This is a genomic window from Bacillus sp. 2CMS4F, from assembly GCF_023161785.1.
Classification (GTDB): Bacteria; Bacillota; Bacilli; order Bacillales; family Bacillaceae; genus Bacillus; species Bacillus halotolerans.
On the sequence record NZ_JALNTO010000001.1, the window covers coordinates 596,779 to 622,298 of the forward strand.

General features: G+C 43.2%; 26 protein-coding genes. 5 read left to right on the plus strand and 21 right to left on the minus strand.

Annotation, left to right across the window (positions count from 1 at the left end):
- Window positions 1-23 precede the first annotated feature (23 nt).
- From mreBH to MTN95_RS02715, 3 genes are all read left to right on the plus strand, one after another.
- Window positions 24-1,031, plus strand: coding sequence for a cell shape-determining protein MreBH (mreBH, locus tag MTN95_RS02705; protein ID WP_024121252.1), 1,008 nt, complete (start codon window positions 24-26; stop codon window positions 1,029-1,031).
- A gap of 102 nt (window positions 1,032-1,133) precedes the next feature.
- Complete coding sequence (locus tag MTN95_RS02710) at window positions 1,134-1,265, plus strand: protein YkpC (protein ID WP_105954157.1); 132 nt, start codon at window positions 1,134-1,136, stop codon at window positions 1,263-1,265.
- Window positions 1,266-1,378: 113 nt separating this feature from the next.
- A complete protein-coding gene (locus MTN95_RS02715; protein ID WP_248336846.1) occupies window positions 1,379-2,611 on the plus strand; it encodes an aminopeptidase in 1,233 nt (410 codons plus the stop codon).
- A 27-nt stretch (window positions 2,612-2,638) separates the two neighbouring features.
- Here MTN95_RS02715 and MTN95_RS02720 read toward each other — a convergent pair whose 3' ends face one another.
- Both MTN95_RS02720 and MTN95_RS02725 read right to left on the minus strand, forming a co-directional pair.
- Window positions 2,639-3,550 carry a ketopantoate reductase family protein gene (locus MTN95_RS02720; protein WP_105954156.1) on the minus strand — a complete coding sequence of 304 codons (912 nt, stop codon included), beginning with the start codon at window positions 3,548-3,550 and terminating at the stop codon, window positions 2,639-2,641.
- A gap of 59 nt (window positions 3,551-3,609) precedes the next feature.
- Complete coding sequence (locus MTN95_RS02725) at window positions 3,610-5,229, minus strand: ABC-F family ATP-binding cassette domain-containing protein (protein ID WP_024121248.1); 1,620 nt, start codon at window positions 5,227-5,229, stop codon at window positions 3,610-3,612.
- 184 nt (window positions 5,230-5,413) lie between these two features.
- On the opposite strand from MTN95_RS02725, the gene MTN95_RS02730 reads away from it, so the two are divergent.
- A complete protein-coding gene (locus MTN95_RS02730) occupies window positions 5,414-5,683 on the plus strand; it encodes a hypothetical protein (protein WP_010334087.1) in 270 nt (89 codons plus the stop codon).
- 35 nt (window positions 5,684-5,718) lie between these two features.
- Here MTN95_RS02730 and sipT read toward each other — a convergent pair whose 3' ends face one another.
- From sipT to MTN95_RS02810, 16 genes are all read right to left on the minus strand, one after another.
- Window positions 5,719-6,300 (minus strand): signal peptidase I sipT, encoded by a 582-nt coding sequence (sipT, locus tag MTN95_RS02735; protein WP_044156035.1) that lies wholly within the window; start codon window positions 6,298-6,300, stop codon window positions 5,719-5,721.
- Between the two features lie 142 nt (window positions 6,301-6,442).
- Window positions 6,443-8,344 (minus strand): PTS fructose transporter subunit IIABC, encoded by a 1,902-nt coding sequence (locus MTN95_RS02740; protein WP_248336848.1) that lies wholly within the window; start codon window positions 8,342-8,344, stop codon window positions 6,443-6,445.
- A 14-nt stretch (window positions 8,345-8,358) separates the two neighbouring features.
- Window positions 8,359-9,270, minus strand: a complete 912-nt coding sequence (gene pfkB, locus MTN95_RS02745) for a 1-phosphofructokinase (RefSeq protein WP_227598126.1) — start codon at window positions 9,268-9,270, stop codon at window positions 8,359-8,361.
- On the minus strand, window positions 9,267-10,022 hold the full coding sequence (locus MTN95_RS02750; protein ID WP_044156039.1) for a DeoR/GlpR family DNA-binding transcription regulator: 756 nt from the start codon (window positions 10,020-10,022) through the stop codon (window positions 9,267-9,269). The genes pfkB and MTN95_RS02750 overlap by 4 nt, the downstream gene beginning before the upstream one ends.
- Before the next feature lie 278 nt (window positions 10,023-10,300).
- Window positions 10,301-11,494, minus strand: a complete 1,194-nt coding sequence (locus tag MTN95_RS02755) for an ABC transporter permease (protein ID WP_248336850.1) — start codon at window positions 11,492-11,494, stop codon at window positions 10,301-10,303.
- Window positions 11,491-12,183: an ABC transporter ATP-binding protein YknY gene (gene yknY / locus MTN95_RS02760; RefSeq protein WP_101860675.1), complete on the minus strand. Its 693-nt coding sequence runs from the start codon at window positions 12,181-12,183 to the stop codon at window positions 11,491-11,493. Before yknY ends, MTN95_RS02755 begins: the two co-directional genes overlap by 4 nt.
- Entirely contained in the window at window positions 12,184-13,320 is a 1,137-nt protein-coding gene (locus MTN95_RS02765; RefSeq protein ID WP_248336852.1) for an efflux RND transporter periplasmic adaptor subunit, read from the minus strand.
- Window positions 13,321-13,324: 4 nt separating this feature from the next.
- The gene (gene yknW, locus MTN95_RS02770) at window positions 13,325-14,020 is read right to left on the minus strand and encodes a YknW family membrane protein (RefSeq protein ID WP_024121240.1); all 696 of its coding nucleotides are present in this window, start codon (window positions 14,018-14,020) and stop codon (window positions 13,325-13,327) included.
- Between the two features lie 121 nt (window positions 14,021-14,141).
- Window positions 14,142-15,956, minus strand: a complete 1,815-nt coding sequence (locus MTN95_RS02775) for an ABC transporter ATP-binding protein (RefSeq protein ID WP_248336854.1) — start codon at window positions 15,954-15,956, stop codon at window positions 14,142-14,144.
- A gap of 10 nt (window positions 15,957-15,966) precedes the next feature.
- Window positions 15,967-17,724, minus strand: a complete 1,758-nt coding sequence (locus MTN95_RS02780; protein ID WP_248336856.1) for an ABC transporter ATP-binding protein — start codon at window positions 17,722-17,724, stop codon at window positions 15,967-15,969.
- Window positions 17,725-17,962: 238 nt separating this feature from the next.
- Window positions 17,963-18,196: a molybdopterin converting factor subunit 1 gene (moaD, locus tag MTN95_RS02785; RefSeq protein WP_105990735.1), complete on the minus strand. Its 234-nt coding sequence runs from the start codon at window positions 18,194-18,196 to the stop codon at window positions 17,963-17,965.
- Window positions 18,189-18,662, minus strand: a complete 474-nt coding sequence (locus MTN95_RS02790) for a molybdenum cofactor biosynthesis protein MoaE (RefSeq protein WP_105954146.1) — start codon at window positions 18,660-18,662, stop codon at window positions 18,189-18,191. Before MTN95_RS02790 ends, moaD begins: the two co-directional genes overlap by 8 nt.
- Window positions 18,662-19,183 carry a molybdopterin-guanine dinucleotide biosynthesis protein B gene (gene mobB, locus MTN95_RS02795; RefSeq protein WP_202852478.1) on the minus strand — a complete coding sequence of 174 codons (522 nt, stop codon included), beginning with the start codon at window positions 19,181-19,183 and terminating at the stop codon, window positions 18,662-18,664. Before mobB ends, MTN95_RS02790 begins: the two co-directional genes overlap by 1 nt.
- Entirely contained in the window at window positions 19,144-20,436 is a 1,293-nt protein-coding gene (locus MTN95_RS02800) for a molybdopterin molybdotransferase MoeA (RefSeq protein WP_248336858.1), read from the minus strand. The genes mobB and MTN95_RS02800 overlap by 40 nt, the downstream gene beginning before the upstream one ends.
- Before the next feature lie 17 nt (window positions 20,437-20,453).
- Complete coding sequence (locus MTN95_RS02805) at window positions 20,454-21,473, minus strand: MoeB/ThiF family adenylyltransferase (RefSeq protein ID WP_248336860.1); 1,020 nt, start codon at window positions 21,471-21,473, stop codon at window positions 20,454-20,456.
- 51 nt (window positions 21,474-21,524) lie between these two features.
- Entirely contained in the window at window positions 21,525-22,124 is a 600-nt protein-coding gene (locus MTN95_RS02810) for a molybdenum cofactor guanylyltransferase (protein WP_248336862.1), read from the minus strand.
- Between the two features lie 132 nt (window positions 22,125-22,256).
- Here MTN95_RS02810 and MTN95_RS02815 point away from each other — a divergent pair, with 132 nt between their 5' ends.
- The gene (locus MTN95_RS02815; protein ID WP_024121231.1) at window positions 22,257-23,222 is read left to right on the plus strand and encodes a coiled-coil domain-containing protein; all 966 of its coding nucleotides are present in this window, start codon (window positions 22,257-22,259) and stop codon (window positions 23,220-23,222) included.
- Between the two features lie 41 nt (window positions 23,223-23,263).
- Here the strand turns inward: MTN95_RS02815 and rok are convergent, their stop codons facing one another.
- The 3 genes from rok to ahpA all read right to left on the minus strand — a co-directional run bounded on the left by rok (window position 23,264) and on the right by ahpA (window position 25,373).
- Window positions 23,264-23,839: a transcriptional regulator Rok gene (gene rok / locus MTN95_RS02820; RefSeq protein WP_024121230.1), complete on the minus strand. Its 576-nt coding sequence runs from the start codon at window positions 23,837-23,839 to the stop codon at window positions 23,264-23,266.
- A 451-nt stretch (window positions 23,840-24,290) separates the two neighbouring features.
- Window positions 24,291-24,749, minus strand: a complete 459-nt coding sequence (ykuV, locus tag MTN95_RS02825; protein WP_059292859.1) for a thiol-disulfide oxidoreductase YkuV — start codon at window positions 24,747-24,749, stop codon at window positions 24,291-24,293.
- Window positions 24,750-24,830: 81 nt separating this feature from the next.
- Window positions 24,831-25,373: a biofilm-specific peroxidase AhpA gene (ahpA, locus tag MTN95_RS02830; protein WP_010334066.1), complete on the minus strand. Its 543-nt coding sequence runs from the start codon at window positions 25,371-25,373 to the stop codon at window positions 24,831-24,833.
- Between the last annotated feature and the right edge of the window lie 147 nt (window positions 25,374-25,520).

The following is a 25,520-nucleotide window of genomic DNA, read 5'->3' on the forward strand; positions in this document are numbered from 1 at the left end:
CAGGATAAAGATTGGGTGAAAACATGTTTCAATCAACTGAAATTGGAATTGACTTAGGAACAGCTAATATACTTGTTTACAGCAAAAATAAAGGAATCATCTTAAATGAACCTTCTGTTGTCGCAGTAGATACAACGACTAAAGCAGTGCTTGCGATCGGGACTGACGCGAAAAATATGATCGGTAAAACACCGGGAAAAATTGTCGCTGTCAGACCGATGAAAGACGGCGTTATCGCTGACTACGACATGACAACTGATTTGTTAAAGCACATCATGAAAAAAGCCGGAAAGAGCATCGGCATGTCGTTCAGAAAGCCGAATGTCGTTGTGTGCACACCATCAGGCTCAACCGCAGTAGAACGCCGCGCCATCAGTGACGCGGTGAAAAATTGCGGAGCGAAAAACGTCCATTTAATTGAAGAACCGGTGGCAGCTGCAATCGGAGCGGATTTGCCGGTTGACGAGCCGGTTGCTAACGTGGTGGTAGATATCGGCGGCGGGACGACGGAAGTCGCGATTATTTCCTTTGGAGGCGTTGTCTCCTGCCATTCAATCAGAATTGGAGGAGACCAGCTTGATGAGGATATCGTTGCTTTTGTGCGGAAAAAGTACAATTTGCTGATCGGTGAACGCACAGCTGAGCAGGTTAAAATGGAAATTGGCCATGCATTGATTGAGCATGTGCCGGATGCAATGGAAATTCGCGGACGTGACCTTGTAACTGGGCTACCGAAAACCATTATGCTTCAATCAAATGAAATTCAAAACGCGATGCGTGAATCTCTCCTTCATATTCTTGAAGCGATTAGAGCCACACTTGAGGACTGTCCTCCTGAATTAAGCGGAGACATTGTCGATCGCGGCGTAATTTTAACAGGCGGCGGGGCGCTTCTTAACGGGATCAAAGAATGGCTGTCAGAAGAAATCGTAGTACCTGTACACGTGGCGCCAAACCCTCTTGAATCCGTGGCAATCGGCACCGGCCGTTCTTTAGAGGTGATTGATAAGCTCCAAAAAGCGGTTAAATAATCCTTTTCTCGCAAAATCTCATAAAGTAATTGAAATTCCTGCTTCTTTTTTCCTCTCTCGCTTCATATTGTGGGAAATGGAGAAACGATAAGGAGGAAACAGATGCTTAGAGATTTAGGAAGACGGGTAGCGATTGCAGCCATTTTGAGCGGAATCATTCTTGGGGGCATGAGCATTTCACTGGCAAACATGCCTCATGCGCCTGAAGGCACTGTAAAAATAAATCATCCATAAGTGTTGAAAAGCCCAAGACCATTTTGTTTTGGGTTTTTCTCTTTGCACTCCTTTCTTTTCTTTATAGGAGATTATTTGATATGATGAGAAAAAAGCACGAGGAGGAAAGATTGATGGATACATTTTCAGAGAAACTAAATACATATGCCCAGCTGGCGGTTGAGGTCGGCGTTAATGTCCAAAAAGGCCAGTATGTGGTGGTAAATGCTTCGATGGAGGTGCGCGATTTCGTCCGTCTGATTGTAAAACATGCATATGAAAAAGGCGCAAAAAATGTAACAGTGAATTGGCAGGATGACGAAGTGGCCAAATTAAAATATGAACTGGCGCCGTTTGAAGCCTTTGAAGAGTATCCTGAATGGGAAGCGAAAGGCAGAGAAGAGCTTGCCAAGAAAGGAGCTGCTTTCATTTCAGTCGTATCCTCAAACCCAGATTTACTGCAAGGGGTAGATTCCAAACGGATTGCCGCCTTCCAAAAAGCTGCAGGCAAAGCGTTACATACATACAGACAATACATTCAATCTGATAAAGTGAGCTGGACTGTCGTCGGTGCTGCATCAGCAGGTTGGGCTCAGAAAGTATTCCCTGGCAAATCAGAAGAGGAAGCGACACAGCTCCTGTGGGAAGAAATTTTTAAAGCCACACGCGTAAACGAAGAAAATCCGGTTCAAGCGTGGATCAATCATGATCAAAACCTTCATGAAAAAGTTGATCATTTGAACCAAAAACATTATGCCGCTTTACATTACCAAGCTGAAGGAACTGATTTAACAATCAAGCTGCCGAAAAAACACGTTTGGGCAGGTGCCGGAAGCGTAAATGAAAGCGGCCATGAATTTATGGCCAATATGCCGACAGAAGAAGTATTCACACTGCCGCAAAAAGACGGGGTAGACGGGTTTGTATCGAGCACAAAACCGCTCAGCTACGGCGGGAACATTATCGAAAACTTCACGCTCACATTCAAAAACGGCCGTATTGTTGACATTAAAGCCGAAAAAGGAGAAGACATTTTAAAAGAATTGGTCGAAACAGATGAAGGCTCTCACTATCTTGGTGAGGTAGCTCTTGTTCCGTACGATTCGGCTATTTCACAGTCAAATATTCTTTTTTACAACACTTTATTTGATGAAAATGCGTCAAATCACCTGGCGATCGGCAGTGCCTATGCTTTTAACATTGAGGGCGGGAAACAGATGTCTCGCGAAGAGCTTGTCAAAGAAGGCTTAAATGAAAGCATTACCCACGTAGACTTTATGGTTGGTTCTAAGGATATGAACATTGATGGAATTACTGAAGACGGAAAAAGAGAGCCTATCTTTAGAAATGGAAATTGGGCTTTTTAAATAAAGAAGGAGGCTTTCGCCTCCTTCTTATTTTTTTGCTTCATACATTTGCAGATTGGCATAAACTGTTTCTAATATTGGTGTTGAAAGAGACAAACGCTTTGCTTTATCAAGCAAAAAGCCGTGCAGATGATCTCCTTCAGTCGTTTGGCCATTTTCCATATCACGGAGCATGGAGGATTTCATATGATAAGACATGCTTGTCATTGTGCGGAAGCTGTCTTCTTCAAGCTCTGGATCAGCGGGAACTCCTTCCTTGCGCAAGATCATGCCGATTTCCCCAATGAGTGTTCGCGCAGTATGCCGCCCGCTCTCTGTTTCAAGGATTGGTCCAAGCGGTCTTTGAAATAAGGTTGTCATTCCTGCTTGTGCTGCAATAAACAGATATTTTTTCCAGATGTCTTTCTCAATATGCCCGCTAATGATGACCTCTGCCTTCACTCCTGCAAATGCTTCCTCAAGCTCTTTTATCCGTTCCGTGCGCTCACCGTTCCATTCACCGAACACAAAACGATGCGATGCACTTGTATGGTTGATTTCTCCCTGCTTGTTTAAAGCACTTTCTATGAAACACAGCCCGCCCAGCACCTGATCTTTCGAAAATGCCGTAAATAGCTGCTCGTAGTGACGATAACCGTTTAAGAAAGGAATAATGACTGATTCACTGTGGACAAAAGGTTTGACATCGCTGATCACCTGACCGAGTGAATATGCTTTAGAAGCGATGATGATCACATCAAACTGTTCTTTTTCTCCTGCAGTGATTACTGCGGGCTGAAAGGACACATCACCCTTTTCACTATGAATAACTAGTCCCGTTTGTTTTAACTGTTCAGCTCTTTTTTGGCGGACAAGAAACGTCACCGCATTCCCTTTCTCTGCAAGCCGTCCGCCAATATAACCGCCTACTCCACCTGCTCCGACAATTAAAAATTTCAAGTTAATGTCCCCTTTCTTTTCTATGTACAAAAAAAGCAGAGAATTCTCTGCTTTTTTTATTACGCGTATAGTTCAGCCAGTTTTTTCTGCACATCAGCATTTTCAAGGAACTCGTCATAGCTCATTTGCTTGTCAACAATGCCATTAGGTGTAATCTCTATGATTCTGTTGGCAATCGTCTGTACAAACTGGTGGTCATGTGATGTAAACAGCATAGCGCCTTTAAAGCTGATTAAGCCATTATTGAGCGCTGTAATAGATTCTAGGTCTAAGTGGTTGGTCGGTTCATCCAAAATTAAAATATTGGCGCCAGAAAGCATTGCTTTCGAAAGCATGCAGCGAACCTTTTCTCCCCCGGATAAAACATTTGCTTTTTTGTGTACTTCTTCACCGGAAAACAGCATGCGTCCTAAGAAGCCGCGTAAAAAGCTCTCACTTTGGTCATGAGGAGAATATTGGCGAAGCCAGTCTACAAGATTTAAATCACTGCCTTCAAAATATTCGCTGTTGTCTTTAGGGAAGTACGCTTGAGATGTCGTCACACCCCATTTAAACGTTCCGCTGTCAGCTTCCATTTCCCCGGAAATGATTTTGAACAAAGTAGTAACAGCCAGTTCATTACGTCCTGTAAAAGCAATTTTATCTTCTCTATTCATAATAAAGCTGACATTGTCGAGAACTTTTACACCGTCAATTGTTTTCGTTAATCCTTCTACCCGGAGAACATCATTACCGATTTCTCGTTCCGGTGTGAAGTTGACGTAAGGATAACGGCGTGAAGACGGTTTAATATCATCAAGAGAAATTTTATCAAGAAGTTTCTTTCTTGAAGTCGCCTGTTTTGATTTAGACGCATTTGCGCTGAATCTGGCCACAAACTCTTGAAGCTGTTTAATTTGCTCTTCTTTTTTCTTGTTCGCTTCTTGAGAAAGCTTCAAAGCAAGCTGGCTTGATTCATACCAGAAATCATAGTTTCCGACGTAGATTTGGATTTTGTTAAAATCAAGGTCAGCAATATGTGTACACACTTTATTTAAAAAGTGACGGTCATGGGATACAACAATCACAGTGTTTTCAAAGTTAATCAGAAACTCTTCCAGCCACTGAATTGCCTGAAGGTCCAAGTGGTTCGTCGGCTCATCGAGAAGCAGGACATCGGGCTTGCCGAATAATGCCTGAGCCAAGAGAACCTTCACTTTTTCGGAACCGCCAAGGTCTTCCATCTTCTTCGTGTGAAGATCTTCTGAGATGCCGAGACCTTTTAGAAGGATCGCAGCTTCACTTTCTGCTTCCCATCCGTTCAGCTCTGCAAATTCACCTTCGAGCTCTGCCGCACGAATTCCGTCTTCATCCGAGAAATCAGGCTTCATGTAAATTGCGTCTTTCTCCTGCATGACCTCGTATAAACGCTTATGTCCCATAATCACAACTTTTAGCACTTCATACTCTTCGTACTCAAAGTGGTTCTGTTTCAGGATGGCAAGACGCTCGCCAGGACTCATATGAACATCGCCTGTCTGAGGCTCAATTTCTCCTGATAACACTTTCAGAAACGTTGATTTACCAGCACCATTGGCACCAATTAACCCGTAGCAGTTGCCTGGGGTAAATTTAATATTTACATCTTCAAATAACTTGCGATCCGCAAAGCGCAAGCTCACATTATTTACAGCAATCATTTAATATCCTCCATCATGTCTATCATCATTAAAAGTATACCATGAATGGAAGACAAGAGAAATGCTTCCCTGATAAAAGCAGGCAGAAACACTTCTACACTAAAAGGGCGAAGCTGTGATACAATTGAAGGCAAAGAGGATGCATCCAGATGGAAAATCATACATTCTTACTCGGAGGAACACATTGAGGCTTTTAACACTGACTGAATATTGCTTATTGATCTTTTTTACAGGCTTTTACCTTGCCGTAACTGGCTTTACCGCCAAAGATATCGGCTTATATATCGGGATCGCCCTGATTTATATCTTCTCACATATCTTCTCTAAACGGTTATTAGAAAAACGCGGCAAAGAGAACAAGCAAGTGCATCTTTTCTTCAGTGTGCTGGCCATTATCGGTTCAGTATTTGTCACTGTATTATGCATTGCATTGGTCGCTTCTTTTTCCAATTAAAAAACGCCTGCTGTCCAAAGGCCAGCAAGGCGTTTTTATTTGGTTTGGCGCATCTCATTAAACGGGAAAAATACAAACTTCGACGTACCCACAATCCGATCTTCCGCAATCAGTCCGAGGCCATTTCTGCTGTCCATGGAGTTTAGCCGGTTATCCCCCATGACGAAATATTTGCCTTTCGGTACTTTCACCGGGCCAAAGTCGCCTGTAAGACTGACACCAAGCTTTTCTGCCTCTTTTTTGTTTTTAGACAAATAAGGCTCGGCAACTTTTTTTCCGTTTATATAAAGCGTGTCATCCTTCATTTCCACGGTTTCTCCAGGCTTACCGATCAATCGTTTGACGTAATGGATTTTCGAAGTCTCACCATTGATAATGACGATATCTCCCCGCTCCAGGTCACCGATATAGTGTACCGTTTTATTGACAAACAGTCTTTCGCCGTCATGTAAAGTGGGGTACATAGATGAACCTTCGACTAAATACGGTTCAAATAGGAAGTGGCGGATAATGAGTGCCAGCAGGACAGCAATGACAATTGCTTTTCCCCATTCCCAATACGTATTGGTTTTTTTCTTCCCCGCTTTTTCAGTTTTTGTTTGATTTTCTTCGGTCAAAGTGTTTCCTCCTAGACGATTGCTATGTCAGTTGTTTCCCTTCTTTTACTTTATCATAATTTATTATAAAATACATAACTTAACCGCGCTGCCGCGAGAAGATAGAGAAAAAGCGTCCTTTAGTAACAGGACGCTTTTTTCCTTATTTTTCAGTTACAGGTTTTTTCACGATACCTAGGATCATCGCCATAACCACAGCACCAATTACAATACTTAATAAGTAAAGGAGCGGATGGTTTGTAATAAAGGCTACGAATATGCCTCCGTGAGGTGCAGGAAGGGTTACACGGAAGAATTCAGTTAATCCGCCGGCAACCGCTGCACCGACCACAGCAGCTGGAATTACGCGGAGCGGATCAGCCGCAGCAAACGGGATTGCGCCTTCTGTTACGAAAGCCGCACCCATGAAGTAGCATGTAATACCTGCTTCACGGTCACGCTGAGAGAACTTGTTTCTGAAAATTGTTGTTGCAAGTGCGATACCTAATGGAGGAACCATACCGCCGGCCATGATCGCTGCATGAGGCGCATAGTTGCCTGCATCAATCATCGCGATACCGAACGTGAAGGCTGCTTTATTAAGCGGACCGCCCATGTCGATCGCCATCATACCGCCTAAAATAATACCCATTAACACTAAGTTTCCAGTACCAAGGCTTTGAAGCCAGTCTGTTAAGAAATTCATGAATGCTGCTACAGGTGTATTGATTACAAATTGCATTAATACACCAGTGATAAAAATACCAAACAGCGGATAAATCAACACAGGCTTCAATCCATCAAGTGACTGAGGGATAAACACAAATACTTTTTTCAATAAAATCACGACATAACCAGCAAGGAATCCGGCAATCAAACCGCCTAAGAATCCAGCATTCGCTTGAGTGGCCATAAACCCGCCGACCATACCAGGGGCAAATCCCGGACGATCTGCAATACTCATCGCGATAAAGCCGGCCAGAACTGCAACAATCAGTTTTAATGCGTTGTCGCCGCCGATAAAGTTCAATGCTGCAGCAAACGTATTGTAGCTAGGATCATTCGGATCTGAAGAATGGATACCCCAGAAGAATGAAATTGCAACGAGTATACCGCCGCCCACTACGAATGGAAGCATGTTGCTGACACCGCTCATAAGGTGCTTATAAAACGCGTTTCCAATGCCGCCAGATTTGGCTTTTGGTTCATTTTCATCACTTTGTGCAGAAGAACCGCCGCCGCTGCCTTGATAAATCGGTGCGTCTTGGTTCACCGCTTTTTCGATAAGCTCTTGCGGACGTCTGATACCTGCCGTTACTGGAACCTGAAGCACGCGTTTGCCTTTAAAGCGCTCCATTTCAACCTGCTTGTCCGCTGCGACAATGATTGCAGGTGCATCTTCAATTTCTTGAGCAGTTAACTTGTGCTTAATACCGCTTGAACCATTTGTTTCAACCTTAATCTTAACACCAAGCTCTTTCGCTTTTTCTTTAAGGGCATCCGCTGCCATGAAAGTATGGGCGATACCTGTCGGACAAGCTGTAACCGCTAGGATTTTACCTTTTCCGGCTGGTGCTGGTGCCGTTTCTTCTTCTTCCTCTTCGTCATCATCTTTATCATGCTGATTGATAATGTCAATAATCGCGTCTTCTGATTCAGCTTCAAGCAGCTGTTTGCGAATTTCTTCACGCATTAACAGCGTAGACAGTCTTGACAGTGCTTCAAGGTGAGTGTTGTTTGCACCTTCAGTCGCTGCAATCATGAAGACCAAGTGTGCCGGCTGGCCGTCTAGTGATTCATAATCGACACCGTCTTTTGAACGCCCAAACGCAATCGCCGGGTTGATAACGCTTGCCGTTTTCGCATGCGGAATAGCAATTCCTTCACCGATACCCGTTGAACTTTGGCTTTCACGATTTAAAATGGCTTCTTTGTAGGCTTGTCTGTCATTTAATTTTCCAGCCTTATCAAGAACTGTGACCATTTCGTCAATAACGTTTTCTTTTTCTTTGCTTTCAATATTAAGCTTTATCGTATGCTTCGTTAAAAGCTCAGTTATTTTCACTTTTGTTTCCTCCTCTATAGACGTGTGACCTTAACTTCAGGAAGAAGCTGCTGGACAAATTCTTCTGTACCAAGTTCCTCAGAAAACGCGGTAGCGCTGCCTGATGTAACTCCTAAGCGGAAAGCCTCTTCAAGCGGCAGCTGCTTGGAAACACCGGCAAGAAAACCTGCAACGACAGAATCTCCTGCTCCTACTGAGTTTACCAATTTCCCCTTTGGTACGTTTGCAAAGTAAACGGCATCCTTCGTAAACAGAAGCGCTCCGTCACCGGCCATGGATACGATTACATGCTCAGCGCCTTGTTCTACAAGCTTTTTCCCATAAGGAACAGCTTCTTCAACAGATGAAATCGTCGTTCCGAACATTTCACCAAGCTCGTGATGGTTTGGCTTCATCAAAAACGGTTTCATTTCTGTTGCTTTCATAAGCGCTTCGCCAGAGATATCTAACACAACACGCGCGTTCTGCTGTTTGCAAGCCTCTGCGATTTTTTCATAGGTATCTTGAGGCAGTGAAGATGGAATGCTTCCAGCAAGAACGACAATATCCCCCTCTTGCAAAGATGTAAACTGTTCTAAAAAGGCATTGAAATCTTCGTCTGAAATCGTTGGTCCCTGACCGTTAATTTCCGTTTCATCACCAGTTTTCAATTTCACATTGATGCGGGTATCTTCTTTTACTTCAGAAAAAGCCGTTTCCAGGTTTTCTTCGCGCAAAAATGTTTTGATATATTCTCCGGTAAATCCGCCGACAAATCCGAGCGCTTTTGACTGAACATGATGTCTTTTCAGCAGTCTCGATACGTTGATGCCTTTTCCCCCTGGATACTTTGTATCGTATGCGGAACGGTTCAGGCCTCCTACAGTAAAATCTTCAACGTGAACAATATAATCGACAGATGGATTAAGTGTTACAGTATAAATCATGGTTTCACTACCTTTACGACAGTTTTTTCTTGGTAATTATCGAATGTAAGCTCTTCAGCGTCAGTCGTAATGATTGTTGCGTCGCCTATGCCGGCAAATGCCGAAAATGAAATTTCTCCAAATTTCGAAGGGTCCGCTAAGACGTAAGCGTGTTTTGCCTGTTTGACAGCCTTCGTTTTCAATAGGGCTTCATCAGGGTCAGGCGTTGTGAAGCCAGCCTCTGTATGCACACCGTTTGCCCCCAGAAAACTCTTATCGAATCTGTACTGATCCATGGCAATCAGTGAAGCGCCTCCGATAACCGCACCCGTTCTGTGCTTTACATATCCTCCAAGCAGATAAAAAGATATTTCTTTCCTTATCAATGCATCGATGTGCATAACCCCGTTCGTGACCACAACGATATCTTTGCTTTTATCCATAAAATCAATCATGTGCAAAGTCGTCGTGCCCGCATCGAGATAAATGCAATCCCCTTCCTCCAAAAGTGAAGCGGCTTTTTCAGCAATCTTCAATTTATCTTGAAGGTTTTTGGATGATTTTTCAAGCATATCAGGTTCAAGTCTGATATCGGAAAGCTTGGCAGCTCCCCCGTGAACACGCTTTAAAAAACCGCGTTCTTCAAGCGTCGATAAATCTCTTCTGATTGTAGATTCAGAAGCATTTGTAAGATTTATGAGCTCTTGAATCTTTACCACATCATGCTTTTCTATTTGATCAATAATCAACTGATATCTTTCAGGAGTTAGCATGCTTCACCTCCTAATGAAAACGTATTCATTTTGAATACAATTTCATTGTAAACGCTTTTTTTACAATAGGCAACTAAAATCATTCAAATTCATTCAATAACTATCAAAATCTTTCACGTTTCTCCATATTAACGTATGTATATAGGGTTTGTAAACTGTAAATTCGACAAAAATAAGGACAATTGTATGACTTTTTCTTCTTATCTTAATGTAAAAAGTTTTTTATATTCATAGTAAAAAGCACCAAACATAAAAAAACCTCATGCATATGCATGAGGTTACTCGTAACGCAGCGCTTCAATCGGATCGAGCTTGGCAGCTTTATTTGCAGGAAGCATTCCAAAGACAACGCCAATAAGCATACTGAACAGCACGCCTCCGCATACGACCTGCCAGGATACTAATGACGGCCAGCCGGCAATGGCAGAAACCAGCGCGGCCCCTCCGTATCCGATCCCGATCCCAATCAGTCCGCCGATAAGCGTTAATACGACTGATTCGATTAAAAACTGGGTCAGAATCTGTCCTCTCGTCGCTCCGAGAGACTTTCGAATCCCAATTTCCCGCGTTCGTTCTGTCACTGACACGAGCATAATATTCATGACACCGATTCCGCCGACTACAAGCGAAATGCCTGCAATTGAGCCGATAATCGTGGTCATGATTGTTGTGATCTTTCCAATTCCTGCTGCAATCTCTTCCATGTTCATGACTTGATATGAATCCTCAGTGCCATGATGGTCATTCACCAGCTGTGCCGCTTCTTTTCCGATAGATTTGATATCATCAGCCGATTCGACCTGCAATGACACATTACTGAAGTCACTTGTACCGAAAGACGATTTCATCATATTAAACGGCACATACATTTCACTTAGTCCGAAAGACAGCAAACCTGTTTCTTTCTTCAGCACACCGATAATTTCCACAGGCTGTCCGTTTACCCAGACAACTTCACCGAGAGGAGAGGATTTATCAAACAGCTCTTCGGCCATTTTTTGTGATATAATGCCCGCCCTTTTTCCCGCAAGAAAGTCATTATCAGTAAAGGTTCTCCCGCTTTCTATTTGTAAGGAATTCACATTCATATATCCGTCGTTGATTCCGTTAATGGTTACATCAATTTCTTCCTCATGATAACGCGCCTTCATGCTTTCAGAAGTCGATGCAACCACTTGTTTTATCCCTTCTATATCTTTTAATCCGCTAATATCGTTTTCTGTAAAAGTTGACTCCGTTACGGCGTTCGGATTGCTTGCAAGCTCTTCGTCACTCGGCATGTAGTATAGTTCCACCGTATTCCCCGGACCGCTGATGGACTGCTTAAGCATCTGCTCGCCGCCCTGTCCTACAGCAACGACAACAATAACAGAGCCAACACCGATTATGATTCCGAGCATCGTTAAAATGGAACGCATTTTATGTGCAAGAACAGAGCTCAAAGCCATTCTGACGTTTTCTAACAGACTCATTCCCCCACGCTCCTTTGTCCGGAGCCTGGAGGAACAATTTCTCCGTCTCGCACCATAATGACCCGGTTCGTGCAATCTGCAACTTCCGGCTCGTGGGTGACAAGTACAATCGTTGTTCCCTCGTCGTTTAACGCTGTAAATTGGTCCATAATCGCTGCACTTGTTTTCGTATCCAACGCGCCAGTCGGTTCATCCGCCAAAATTAATTTTGGTTCATTGACGATTGCCCTCGCAATGGCCACACGCTGCTTCTGACCGCCGGATAACTCATTCGGCATATGAAGCATTCGATCGGCTAATCCGACCTTTTCTAAAGCTCTTTCGGCTCTCTCTTGGCGTTCTTTTTTTCCAATGCCGGAATAAATCATCGGCAGCTCGACATTTTTTTTAGCGTTCAGCCGCGGGAGAAGCTGGAATTGCTGAAAGACAAAACCGATGGATTTGTTGCGGACTGCGGCCAGTTCTTTGTCTTTATAAGATGAGATGTCTTCACCGTCCAGCTTATATATACCGGAAGTCGGACGGTCTAGACAGCCGATAATATTCATAATCGTTGATTTTCCCGATCCTGACGGCCCCATGATCGAAACGTATTCCCCTTGATTGATGTTCAAATCAATCGAATGAAGAACATCAAACGTTTCTCTGCCGATCTGGTAGCTTTTTCGCACATTTGAAAGCTGAATCATTTATGCTTTCACTTCCGTTCCGTCAGCCAAATCATCAGCAGGATTTAAAATGACTTGATCATCCTTAGAAATTCCTTCTTTTATTTCCGTTACATCATCTGTTACTTCACCGATTTTGACGTCGACTCGCTTTGCTTTACCGTCCTTTACTGTATACACATAATATTGATCATCTTCTTTTTTAACTGCCTTAGAAGGAAGCGTATTGGTTTTCCGCTTATCCGTTTCGATATTCATAATGAATTTAAAACCTGGCTTTCCTTCAGGAAGATCACCTTTTATTTTGACTTGAAGCGGGTATTGAACCGCCTGATCTGTGCCAGCTGCTGCCGCGGCGTTATCCTGCTGATCCGGCACTAGTCCGACAGCTGAAACTGTACCTTTCCATGTTTTATCCTGAATGACATCTGAAGTGAGTGTGACCTTTTGGCCTTTTTTGACTTTAAGTGTATCGTATTCAGACAATTTCCCTGAAACGACAAGGTCTTTAGGATTGCCGATATGTATGACGGGCTCTTGAATATCTGACTTTTTTGATGCCGCTTCCTGGTTGACAGAAATCACAGTGCCTTCGATCTCGCTTTTCACTTGAAGATCTGACACTTGATTGGCAAGCGACTGCCGCTGAAGCTCTGTTTGCTTTAATTCTATCTGAGCCGTTTTTTCCTGCATTTCAAGCTCTGTGCGCTCAGAGTCAACTTGTTTTTCTGCTTCTTTCTTTCCAAGCTGTTTTGTCAGTTCTTTTTCTTTACTGTCCAACGCTTGTAGCTTTTCTTGAATCTGATCGATTTGCAGCCGGTTCGATTCAGCGGTCAATTGATTCTGTTCTTTTTCCAGACTAAGCTGCTCATTCGTATAAGTGACTAACGGCGTACCCTTTTTAACTTTGTCGCCTTCCTTCACTTTAATGTCGTTCAAAGTTCCTTTATCGGCTTCATAAAACACATATTGTTCATTTGAAAATTTAAGTGTGCCTGGAACCATAACCGTTGACGATATCTTTTTTTCTTCTAGACTGCCCGTCTCCACCTTCTGGCCGGCGCTGCCGCTTGTCGGAGCGGCAGACCGGTAAATATTAATTCCTATAAAAAGAGCGACTAATGCTGCAATTCCAATTCCGACCCAGACTTTTTTCATCTATTTATGCACCTGCCACAGAGTTTATCGCCCCTGAAACAAACGAAAATGCGACCAAAAGGACGAAAAGAATAATAACAGATATCCACCCTGCTTTTTTGGAGATGCCTCCCGTTTTGTGAAGACCGATCGCTAATAATACATAGCTCCAAATGCTGAAGATTTCAAATGTATTTAATACATTGGCTAAAGGCATGTCTGAAGGAATAATTCCCGCAAGTGACGTCATGCTGTAAAGTGAACTTGTGTCAGTTGTAAAAGCAACAATTCCGTTGATTAATAATCCTAAGCTGCTGATTAAGGAGACAAACAGACCGAGAGAAAGCATTTTCTTATACGTCGTTACGCCTCCTGATATTTTCACACAGAGCCAATAAATGAGAGGTGCAATAAATAAAGCTGCAATTCCGCCGAGAATCGAACCTGCCATTGCTCCAAACTTGGTAATAGTGGCGACAGTTGAAATCTGCTCAGGCGATAAACCTTCAGTATCCGTCGCTTTAAGAAGCTCGCTATAATCTGTTCCGAGACCCTGCAATACAGCACCAACTATGATGATTGCCGCAACAATTAAGAGCGGGCCCCATACAACCGGCCTTTCTCTTATTCTCTCAAATTGAGTTCCAGGACTTGTGATCACTCCAAAAAGGGATGGCTTTTCAGTTGACACTCCGCCGTTTTTTTCTACATTTGCTTCCATATATAAAACCTCCTTGAACATATCTAGCTGATAATACGAAAGGATCTAAAAAAAGTTTCATATTTTTTTAAAAAATATCCAAATCATTCAACAGGCCTTCAGATTTTCAAGCTGAAGGCTTTTATTCGGCAGCTATGCTGTATTGCGCTTTCACCAGTCCTGCATAAATACCTCCTTTCGCAAGCAGCTGTTCGTGGCTGCCCTCTTCCATTTTCCTGCCGTGATCAAGAACGATGATATGGTCGGCGTCGCGGATCGTGGACAGTCTATGGGCAATCATGACGGCTGTACGGCCTTTCAGCAAAGTTTTTAAAGCCTGCTGGATTTTGACTTCTGTCTCTGTATCAATGCTTGCCGTGGCTTCGTCAAGAATGATAATAGCAGGATCTGCGAGCAGCGCTCTTGCGAAGGAAATGAGCTGGCGCTGACCGGCGGATAATACGCTGCCCCTTTCTTCCACTTCTGTTTCGTATCCTTCTGCTAAACCAGAAATAAACTCATCCGCTCCGACTGCTTGAGCAGCTTTTATCACTTCTTCGTCTGACGCATCAGGCCTTCCGAAACGAATATTTTCCATAATCGTTCCGGAGAAAATAAACGTATCTTGAAGCACAATGCTGATTTGAGAGCGTAAACTGGCAATGGACAGGTCTTTTATGGGAATGCCGTCTATTTTAATGGTTCCTCCTGTTGCATCATAAAATCGGCTGATTAAATTGGCAATCGTTGTTTTCCCGCTCCCCGTGTGTCCGACAAGTGCAAGTATCGAGCCTGCAGGAATAGAAAAGGAAACGGCATGAAGTGCCTTTCGTTTTTCATCATAAGAAAATTCAACCTCTTCAAAGCTGATATGGCCTTTAATATTTTTCTTGTGAATGGCATCCCGCTTTTCCTTGACGTTCGGCTGTTCGTCTAAAAACTCGAAAATCCGTTCTGACGAGGCCATCCCCATTAACAATTGGTTATAAACCTGGCCTAATCTTGAAATAGGCTCCCAAAACATGCCTAAATAGAAGGCGAAAGATACGAAGACACCTATAGTAATAGTTTGGTTCATGATGAGTGTGGCGCCATACCAAATTAATACAGCCGTTCCTATCGCATTTGTCATTTCTACCAGCGGACGGAACACAGCATTTTTTCTTGTTGCTTCCCGCCATGATTGATAGTTCTCCTGATTGACTCCGTCAAAATACGCCATGTTTTCTTGTTCCTGCGTGAAAGCCTGCGTTACGCGGATACCTTGTATGCTTTCGTTTAAATGGGAGTTCAGCTTTGATTGCTTCAGACGCACCGTTTGCCATGAACGGCGGATTTTTTTTCTGAGACTTGTTGAAATAAAAAACATAATCGGCAGAGTCACCATGATGGCTATGGTCAGTTCAGGACTCAGCGTGAATAAAATGATGACGACTCCCGCCAAAAGCAATAAATCTGTTAATAAGTTAATCACGCCGCTTGTGAAAAGCTCCTGAAGGGAGTTAATGTCATTCATAATTCTGACGAGAATAGACCCTGCCGATCTCTGATCAAAAAATCGGTGGGACAAGCGCTGCACATGCGTAAATAAATGCTGGCGCAAATCGTAAATGACATGCTGGCCAAGCTGGTTCATCCATCTGATCCTTAGCATATTGGCTGCATAATTAACAGCGTATAAAACGCTGATCAAAATAATCAGTTGCATCAGCAATTCCGAATTCTTTGCTGTAATGGCTTGATCGAGAACATAAACACCGATCAGAATGGGAATGACAAGCTTCACAGCTGTCCCAATCAAAACGGTGAGAAAAGAAAGCGGCAGAATTGTTTTTCGGTATGGTTTGACATAGCTTAACAGCCGCCACATTTGAGCCCAGTTAAACGGTTTTTCAATGATTTCATCTGAAGAATAATAGAAACGCTCCAAAATCCCCTGTTTTTTTGCTTGTTTCATATGTTCCTCCCTATCCGACCTGATGCGGCTCATTTATCATATTGACATCCCGATACTGCAAATCGTATATCTTTTTGTAATAGCCGTTTTTGGCAAGCAGCTCGTGATGATTGCCTCTTTCACGAATGCTACCTTTATCAAAGACGAGAATTTCGTCTGCGTGTTTCAGTGAAGAAATGCGGTGAGCGATGATAAAGGTTGTGCGGTTTTTCATGACTTCTTTTAACGCAAGCTGTATGCTGTGCTCAGTTTGCATATCTACTGCACTTGTGGCGTCATCTAATATTAAAATGCTCGGGTTTAAACAGATGGCTCTGGCAATAGCAATGCGCTGCTTCTGGCCTCCAGAAAGCCCCAGCCCCCTTTCTCCAAGCATGGTGTCATATCCGTCAGGCAGTTCCATAATAAAATCGTGGGCCTGAGCTCTTTTTGCCGCATTTATAATGTCGTCCATCGAAGCATCCGGCTTCCCGTATGAAATATTTGATCGAATAGTAGATGAAAATAGGAATGATTCTTGAAGTACAACTCCAATATTTGAGCGAAGGGTTTTTAATGAATAATTTGTGATAGGTTTATGATCAATCGTGATGATTCCGCCTGCAGGACTGTAAAATCTAGTGAGAAGCTGTGTGACAGAGCTTTTTCCAGATCCCGTAGGGCCCAAAAGTCCGATCATCTTTCCGCTTTTTGCTTCAAAGCTTACATCGGAAAGCGCGTTCGTTTGTTCATTTCTGTATGTGAGAGTTACATCTTTGAATGAGACATCTCCGGTTAACTTTGGCTGATGTAAAGCATGAACGTGGTCTTTAATCTCTTCCTCTTCATCAAGAATGTCTAACAGACGCTCTCCTGAGGCTTTTGCCTGAGAAAACATATTAATCACAAAACCTAAGTTCATGATTGGCCACATCATATAATTGACCAGACTGAAGAAAGCGACAAGCTCACCCGGATTCAGCTGATTTTGCATGACCAAATAGCCGCCGTATGAAAGAAGAGCCACAATACAAATATTGCCGATAAACTCCATCAGCGGAAAATACGCAGACCAGATGGATGACGTTTGTAAATATTTTGTTCTGTAGGCCGCATTTGCCTTATTAAAGGCGCTGATTTGAAAATCTTCTCTTGATAGTGACTTAACTGTGTTGATGCCGCTGATATTTTCCTGCACCTTTGTATTGAGTTTCGCAAACGATTTTCTGATGCCTCGGAAGGCGGGGTGTACTCTTTTGTCAAACTGATATACTGCGACCGCCAGAAAAGGCAAAGCAGCGATTGTTACCAGCGTAAGCGGAACCGAATAGTAAAACATGACCGATAAACTGATCGCAACCAGCAAGCCGAATCGAATAAACTCAGCAAGCCCGTAGGATAAAAAAAACCTGAGCCCTTCAACATCGGCTGTCAGCCTGGACATCAAATCACCTGTTTTTGCGTTGTCATAGTAAGAAAAAGAAAGCCTCTGCAGTTTTGCATACAGGCCATTTCTCAGCCGGTAAACAGATTTGATGCCAAACATATCACCTAAATACTGATGAAAAAAAGTGGCGGTTCCTTTTACAGCCATAACCGCAATAAATCCCAGACTGATCCATGCTGCAAGCTGATACTGCCTCCCCAGTACGATCTCATCGATTGTAATTTGCAGAATGATCGGATAAACGACCGTAATGGCTGTCATCAAAAGCATCGCCAGAAGCGACCACATAAACACCTTTCTGTACGGCCAATAAAATGCTTTTAATCTTTTAAATGTCTCCATACCCAGCACCCTTCCAGTTTTTTCACCCTTACTATATCGATTCCCGAAATAAATTTCTATCTTTTTTCGAAAATTCAATCTAATGATGGAGATGGTCTCTAACTTTATATGGTGGGACTTATGTAAAATAAATGCTTACAGAAAATCATTGTATGCAGGATGATGAGCAGGATATGCAAAAAACGGAGAGATATGGCTTTTAACGCAAAAACCGGACGGCTTTATCGCCGTCCGGTTTTCATCCCCCGCTGACAGGTGGAATAACAGCCACCTTGTCACCGGAAGATACTGAGGTATTTTCTTTGACGTAGTTTTCATTTACAGCAATCATAGCCGTATCAATTGATTCAAGTCCGTATTGTTCCTTTAATACCGCTTTTATATCATCGGTTGTTGCTTGTTCCATATCAATTTCAAGCGTTGACGTGCCGGCCTTTTCAGCAAGTCCCGCAAACAAAAGAATGTTAATCACGCTGCTCCCCCTCACTTACATCTGGTTTTCCATTCGGATAAGCTGTTGTCTCAAGCTGGTCACCGATCCATTGCTCTCCGTCTTCCCAAATTTCTTTTTTCCAAATAGGCACAATCTGTTTAATGCGTTCGATTGCATACTCATTGGCTTCATAAGCGGCTTTTCGATGGGGAGAAGACACAGCGATGACAACTGCCGCTTCGCCGATATCCAGTACACCGATCCGATGTGTGATAGCAGCCGAAGCCCCTTTCCATTTCTCTTCTATTTCAGCCCCGATTTGGGCCAGCATCTGCACAGCCATCGGTTCATAAGCCTCATATTCCAGCCGGATTGTTTTTTTTTCGTTTGTCCACTCCCGAACTGTCCCGATAAACGTGGTAATAGCTCCGGCTTCCCGTTTCTCTACTTTTTTTATGATATCTTCAGTAACGATGGGTGTTTTCGTAATCTCAAACCGTCCCATTACACAGATTCCCCTTTCAGCTGTAAAAGCACAAAATCAACTGCTGCAGGATCATCCGCGTGAAAAACGGGTAATCCTTGGTGTGCAGCCGTTTGTTCTTTTTCTCTGTATATAATTGCGATTATATTTACTGCCTGCAGTTCAGCCAGATCATCCTTATCTCGTACTATTACTACTTTAGGATAAGGAGCTTTTTTAAAGCCTTCTATGAGCAGGCAATCCATATCGAGAAAGCGATATAACTCGATCAGCTGCGGGAGATCCCATTTACGGCGGGCCGTAAGCTGTAAAACACCCGCTCCTTCTACTGCTGTTACATCAGCTCCCGCAGCTTGGTAACGGTCAGTGTCTTTTCCTTCAGTGAATGCTTCCGGTTCGCCGCCATGACCGTGATGCTTCAGGCAGCCTGCATGCAGTCCCTGTTGTGCGGCTTTTTTAAGAATATGCTCTATCAACGTTGTTTTTCCGCTGTTTTGGAATCCTACAATTTGGACGATCGGGAAAGGACGGACCAAGGCCACTCACTTCCATTCTCTTCTCTGATCAGCAGCACGTGGACCGTTCTGCCTGATTCGTAACCTCTCGTACCACCCGGCAGGATGATAAACGCATTCGCCTCTGCAAGTGAAGTGACAGAGCTTGACTTATCTAATCCAACGGGAGCCGCTAACAGCTTTCCTTCCTGATGGTGTACATAAGCACGTACAAATCGGGTAAAGGGATTCGGCTTCGGAAAGTCCTTAGTCAAAACAGCTTCTGCGCAAATTGGATGCGGTTTATCATGAAGCAGCCATGACCGGATCATCGGTTTTACAAACAGTTCAAAACCGACATAGCATGCCGACGGGTTTCCTGACAGCCCAAACAGCAGCATATCGTTTGCATGAGCCACAGTCGTTACACTTCCCGGGCGCATAGCAACTTTATTAAAGAGCACATCAGCTCCGAGCCTTTCATAGATTGCAGGCAAAAAGTCAAAGTCACCCACTGACACGCCGCCTGTTGTGATTAGAAAATCAACCTTTTCCATTGCTTCCTCGACCGCAGCAAAGCTTTGATCAAGATCATCGGAGATTTTCCCTAAGTAAAGAGGTGAAGCGCCCGCTTCGATAACTTGTGCATATACCATACTGGCGTTGCTGTTACGGATTTTCCCCGGCTCCAGCGGGTCACTGACATTCAGCAATTCAGTGCCGGTAGCGATAATCCCGACAACAGGCTTTCTCACGACAGGCACAGAAGCGTATCCAAAGGTTGCCAGAAGAGCTGTTACCCCCGGGGTAATTCGCGTGCCCTTTCTGACTAAAACACTCCCTTTTTGAGCATCTTCACCTGTTTTTGAAATATTGTCCCCTGGCTGGAAGCGGCGTTTTAAAGACATAAACGGCTGACCATTCTCTTCAAAGGTTTGAGTCAGCTCAATCATGACCACGGCATCCGCGCCTTTTGGAATTTGCGCACCTGTCATGATCCGCACTGCCTGAAACGCAGCAAGTTCTTTCTCAGATACAGCTCCTGCTCCGATATGGTCAATGACCTCAAAGCGGACAGGGTGCTCGCGTGAAGCTTCAGCCGTATCACATGCTCTGACAGCAAAACCATCATATGGCGAACGGTCAAATGCAGGCACATGGTGATCTGCCGTTACATCTTCAGCTAAAAATCGGTGAAGGCTGTTTTCAAGCGCCACCCATTCTGTTTCCCCTCGTTTTTGAAATCGGCTGAGACGCCGAACAGCTTCATCTACCGGTATCGGTGTTCTTTTCTCCAGCATTCTGAACCCTCCTGTTGTTACAATCCGATTACTCTTGCCAACACAGAATTGGCTTCTTTCACATCACTTGTTCCGTGTATCAGAGCCCGTCCGTCATTAAAAATGACGATTCTGAAATGTTCATAATAGATATGAAGCAAAAATGCATTGCCCTCTACCTTGCCGATTGTTTTCAGCCGACTGGCGAGCTCCTGCTTCGGTATTCTTTTTAATGACTCTGATCTGACTTGAACCGTATCACGGCCGCACAGCACAGCCGCTTTTGGCGTGTTCCAGTCTTGAAGATAAGGATAAACTGCGTGTGCGCCGCATGACGGACAATCTTCGACTCGTACATTGCTAACGTTGATTTTCATATGTGAATTGTTCCAGACATCAAACGTGACAAAGCCGCGCTGTATCGCTTCTGTGTTTCCCGTTAACAGTTTCAGCGCCTCCGCCTGCTGATAGGCTGAAACCATATGGACAGCAGGCGGAATAATCCCCGCTGTATCGCACGTCGCTCCGCCGACAGGAATTTGCTCAAACAAACAAGACAAACAAGGTGTCTCCCCCGGAATAATTGTCATGAACATCCCTTGGCTGCTTACACAAGCGCCATAAATCCACGGTGTCTTTGTTTTCTGAGCTAGATCGTTGATAAGCATGCGTGTTTCAAAATTATCTGTTGCATCGATGACAACATCCGCTTTTTCAATCAGCGGTTCAAGCGTTTCAGCCGTCCCCTCTGTAACGTATGCCTCAATATGTATGCCGCTGTTAATAGCGGATAAATGTTCTTTGGCAGCCATAGCTTTTGGTATGCGGAGTTCCGCATCGCTTTCTGTATAGAGCTGCTGCCTTTGCAGATTGCTCCATTCTACATAATCACGGTCAATGATGGTGACGGTTCCAACTCCCGCTCTCGATAGCCCTTCAGCTCCGGCTGTTCCGAGCGCTCCTGCTCCTACGATCAGCACGCGGCTGTCTGCCAGTCTTTGCTGGCCCTCTTCTCCAATTTGCTTAAATCTGATTTGCCGTGAATAACGCTCTTCCATCAAACCTGATCTCCTTATCTTTTATGTCAATCATACCATGATTTCGGCCCGTCAGTCCCACCAGGAGAATGTCTTGAGTTCTTCCAAACGCCTATAGTCATGTCGTGTATTAATATTCATAAACTCTTCCGGCACTGCCGCGATTTCCTCTGCCTGTACGTAACGAACTGAAATACGGTCTAGGAAATCTGATAGTTTTAATTTTTTCTCAGATAGCTGTTCATATAGAATAGGCATAATCCTTTTATGATACAGTGCTATCAATGGCTGCACTCGTCCGCCTGATATCGGGATGACTGCGTCCGTATCGGCAGTTACCATGCGCCTGAGCTCCGCCATCGTCCTTTTTCGTATCAGTGGTGTGTCACAGGATAGAATCGTATAAAGGTCACCGTCTGTCTTTTCAAAAGCAGTATAGATACCAGCCAATGGGCCCATTCCTTGGAACGGCTCCGCGTCTTGATACACTTCGGTTTCGCCATTCTCTTGAAATCTATCGATAAACTCGGGACGGCTGATGATGACCGCTTGCTCACCCAGCGACTTTTTAGCCCATTCGTAAAACATGCGGCCTCTCCATTTTACAAACGCCTTGGGCTCCCCAAACCGGCGTGAGGCTCCTCCTGCTAAAAGTACATTTATATGTTTCATGCTCTCACCTCTAGTTACCAAAAGCATAGCAAAAGCAAGGCCCCAACGCCAATGCTTGTCTGTTTATTAAAGAGGAATAGCTGTTCAGTATTTGCATATTGTAATGTTAACATCATGAGGGAGATGGTTCGATTGAAAAGAACAGGTCCTTTTTTCCATGACGTGTCACAGGAGAACCTTTATTTAAAATCAGAGCTGTCAAGGTGCCGTAAACTAATTTCCGAGCTTGAGGCAAGCTACTTCCATCAGAAAAATAACAAACTGCTTAAAGAAAATACCAATATGAAAGAAAAACTTCAGCAGCTGTCCGCTGAGCTAAAGCAAATGTCAATGAAAGAACAACACGCCTCCTATACGAGCCATACACTGCATCAAATGAGAGCCGAACTGCTCGATAAAATCGTCACCTTGCAGGAGCTTCTTTCCGCAGAAACCTACAAACGCAAAACCGAAATCGAAGAAAAACATAAGCTTCATATCGAAAAAATCAAAATTGAGGAAGAAAATAAAAATTTGCATAAACAAATTATTCATCTTAATACCTCTATCCAGCGGGAACAGAACGAATTGTTTCAAGCGAAGCAGCAAGCTGAAACGATAAAAGCCGAAAACGGACGCTTGAAAGAGCAAATGATAGAAAAAGAATACCAGCTAAAACATATCAAAATAGAAATAGATCATATGAAAGACCGAATCATAGAAACGAAAGAAAGGCTGCTTGAAATAGAAAAAACGAAAGAAAAACTATTTCAAGAAACTATTATTTCGTACAAACGGCAGCTTGATGAAAGTGATGCCTGGATTGCTTCTCATTTTGCCGATATTGATGGCGGTGCGAAACAGAAAGAAAAAACGGCAGAAGAAGCTCAAACCGTTTACGCACCGTCAAGTCATGTAGAGACCATCCTTGAAGATGTCACAAAACAAGTAAATGAGCTTCAAAAACAGCTGACCAGAGCCCAATCATCTGACCAGCTTATCAATCATAAAATTGAAGAGCTGAAGAGCCGTGCCGCCGAAGAAAAACCTTATCAAAAATGGGTGTATAAGCTTAATCTTGAAAAAGAAAACAAACCTTCACCGAAAAAAACCCAATAATAAAAAAACTGCTTGAGCTCCCAAGCAGTTTTTCTGTGTGCTTATTCTGTTGCTGATTCAGCTGATTCGATGTCACCCTCTAAAATGTACTGGCCGCGATACGGTTTTTTCACTTCCGGATACATTTTAATTAAACTTTGCATAAACGTTGTCATATTAGGGATTTCAAGACCGCTTTCCTTTTCAATCTCTTTTTGAAGTTCGGAGCTCTTAATTGCCGCGTTGTGGCGTTTTAATGTTTTAATAGCCGCTTCACGCAGTTTAGCTGCTTTAGATCCCGGTCTTGCCGTTCCTCTTCTTCTTCTAGTCGCTCCATCTGGTATACCGGCAGGAAGAGAGGAAATAGATTGAAGCTGAGGCTGGGCGGACTGCTGCTGTGATGGCGGCTGATAGCTTCTGATTTCCTGAGCTGCAAGCTCGGCGAGAACTGGCAGAGAGTCAGTTTTTCTTTCAGAACGGAACTCCTTTTTCGTTTCGGAAGTGCTTCCATTTCTGTCCAGCTCTCTTAATTTTGCGTATATTTTATCGCGTTCAATTTGATATTCACGAATGACTTTCACTTCAGCTTCATTTAATTGTTCTAATCGCAAGCGCAAAGCTTCTCTTTCATTAAACATTCCTCAATGTACCCCCTATCAGAATTAACATCTTTAATTAAGATATTAGATTACAAAAGTAATTTTATCAACTATTATTTTAGCATTTTACTATTATATTTACTCTATGAAAAATTCCTTATTTTCTGAAAATGTTTTATTTTTTAACAGAACTCTTTATTCACAAGGGTTCGAGAGCTTATGTCAGTCATTTGGAATAAAGTTGAAAATATATCTTTTAATTACTTCTTTAATGAAATTTAGTGTAATATCTACAATTTTCGCGTTCAGAGATATGAAAAATATCTAAATATGCAGAAAAACATAAGAAATTAGGTCTCGTTTTTAGAAGATAAATCATTAAAAAACGTTTTTCTCATTCCCAAATATGGAAAAATAAGCTTCTTACTCTTTTCCTTTTTTGCGCAAATAAAAAAACCTGATTAGGATCAGGTTTTTAATTTGCGCACAATTATTCAGCTGCTTGTTCTGTTTCAGCCAGAACGCGGTTCACACGTTTTTCAAGCATTTTCATGCCGCTGCCGCCGGCTTGAAAATGACGAAGCTGTCCGGTTTTATCAAACACATAGTACGCAGGCACATACTCGTTTTCAAATGCGTCGGTTAAGGCGTGGTCACTGTCAACAAAAATAGGCTGAGTAATGTCATGTTCAGCAGCTACTTCTTTGATTTTGTCGAGATCCAGGTCATCTTCGGAGCGAGGCATATGAACAGCTACAACGTTCAGCTTGTCTTGATATTTGTCCCGGAATTCATTCACCTGCGGCATTGCTTCTTTGCACAGGTGGCAGCTGATGGACCAGAAATGAATAAGTGTCGGTTTTTCTCCAATCAGTTGTTCTTTTGTTACTTCACCATTGAACCAAGCTTTTTCTCCTGTCAATTCAGGCATTGGCTGACGTAATTTCATCGCTTTTCCCTCCTAGTGAGCAGTAAGAGTCAAAAAGGCCTAACGAATTGTTAGACCTTTTTCTTTCGTTCTCAAAAAGAATTAAAGTGTTTTTTGACCTGGTTTCCAGTTAGCCGGGCATAGTCCGCCTGTTTGAAGTGCTTGAAGTACTCGAAGCGTTTCATCAACGTCACGGCCGATGTTGTTATGGAAAACCGTTTGATATTGTAGCTCGCCTTCAGGATTGATAATAAACAATCCGCGAAGTGCAACGCCTTCTTCTTCAATTAAAACGCCATATTCACGGGATACTTCATGGTTAGTATCAGCAGCAAGCGGATATTTCAGCTGACCAAGACCATTTTCTTTACGGTCTGTGTTGATCCACGCCAAGTGAGTATGGATTGTATCAGTTGAAACGCCGATCACTTCAGCATCAAGATCTTCGAATTCGTCATAACGGTCAGACATCGCTGTAATTTCTGTCGGACAGACAAAAGTAAAGTCCATTGGATAGAAGAAAAGAACTGTCCATTTGTCGTTTTTCATGTTTTCTTCAAGACTTACTTTGCCAAATTCCTTATTTGCAAGGACTGCTTCCATTTCAAAACGAGGAGCTTGTTTACCTACCATACGTTCTGCCATATGTATCCCTCCAATTGATAGTTTGGCTTTAAAAGCCAGATGGATAAGAAAATAAAGGAAAATATTCCTTATTTCGTCAATAACCTCACAATGACCATTATATCGAACCGCATTTTCCCAGTCAATTTTTAACAAAGAATACATGTC

Excerpts from the sequence above, each read along its gene's own strand:
- MTN95_RS02710 (WP_105954157.1), top strand. The coding sequence starts at position 1,134 with ATGCTTAGAGATTTAGGAAGACGGGTAGCGATTGCAGCCATTTTGAGC.
- MTN95_RS02755 (WP_248336850.1), bottom strand. The coding sequence starts at position 11,494 with ATGAGTCTGTTAGAAAACGTCAGAATGGCTTTGAGCTCTGTTCTTGCA.
- pfkB (WP_227598126.1), bottom strand. The coding sequence starts at position 9,270 with ATGATTTATACTGTAACACTTAATCCATCTGTCGATTATATTGTTCAC.
- MTN95_RS02780 (WP_248336856.1), bottom strand. The coding sequence starts at position 17,724 with ATGGAGACATTTAAAAGATTAAAAGCATTTTATTGGCCGTACAGAAAG.
- mreBH (WP_024121252.1), top strand. The coding sequence starts at position 24 with ATGTTTCAATCAACTGAAATTGGAATTGACTTAGGAACAGCTAATATA.
- ykuV (WP_059292859.1), bottom strand. The coding sequence starts at position 24,749 with ATGAAATTACGTCAGCCAATGCCTGAATTGACAGGAGAAAAAGCTTGG.
- MTN95_RS02790 (WP_105954146.1), bottom strand. The coding sequence starts at position 18,662 with ATGGGACGGTTTGAGATTACGAAAACACCCATCGTTACTGAAGATATC.
- MTN95_RS02775 (WP_248336854.1), bottom strand. The coding sequence starts at position 15,956 with ATGAAACAAGCAAAAAAACAGGGGATTTTGGAGCGTTTCTATTATTCT.
- MTN95_RS02750 (WP_044156039.1), bottom strand. The coding sequence starts at position 10,022 with ATGCTAACTCCTGAAAGATATCAGTTGATTATTGATCAAATAGAAAAG.
- MTN95_RS02805 (WP_248336860.1), bottom strand. The coding sequence starts at position 21,473 with ATGGAAGAGCGTTATTCACGGCAAATCAGATTTAAGCAAATTGGAGAA.
- yknY (WP_101860675.1), bottom strand. The coding sequence starts at position 12,183 with ATGATTCAGCTTTCAAATGTGCGAAAAAGCTACCAGATCGGCAGAGAA.
- ahpA (WP_010334066.1), bottom strand. The coding sequence starts at position 25,373 with ATGGCAGAACGTATGGTAGGTAAACAAGCTCCTCGTTTTGAAATGGAA.
- MTN95_RS02800 (WP_248336858.1), bottom strand. The coding sequence starts at position 20,436 with ATGCTGGAGAAAAGAACACCGATACCGGTAGATGAAGCTGTTCGGCGT.
- rok (WP_024121230.1), bottom strand. The coding sequence starts at position 23,839 with ATGTTTAATGAAAGAGAAGCTTTGCGCTTGCGATTAGAACAATTAAAT.
- MTN95_RS02765 (WP_248336852.1), bottom strand. The coding sequence starts at position 13,320 with ATGAAAAAAGTCTGGGTCGGAATTGGAATTGCAGCATTAGTCGCTCTT.
- MTN95_RS02725 (WP_024121248.1), bottom strand. The coding sequence starts at position 5,229 with ATGATTGCTGTAAATAATGTGAGCTTGCGCTTTGCGGATCGCAAGTTA.
- MTN95_RS02715 (WP_248336846.1), top strand. The coding sequence starts at position 1,379 with ATGGATACATTTTCAGAGAAACTAAATACATATGCCCAGCTGGCGGTT.
- yknW (WP_024121240.1), bottom strand. The coding sequence starts at position 14,020 with ATGGAAGCAAATGTAGAAAAAAACGGCGGAGTGTCAACTGAAAAGCCA.
- MTN95_RS02810 (WP_248336862.1), bottom strand. The coding sequence starts at position 22,124 with ATGAAACATATAAATGTACTTTTAGCAGGAGGAGCCTCACGCCGGTTT.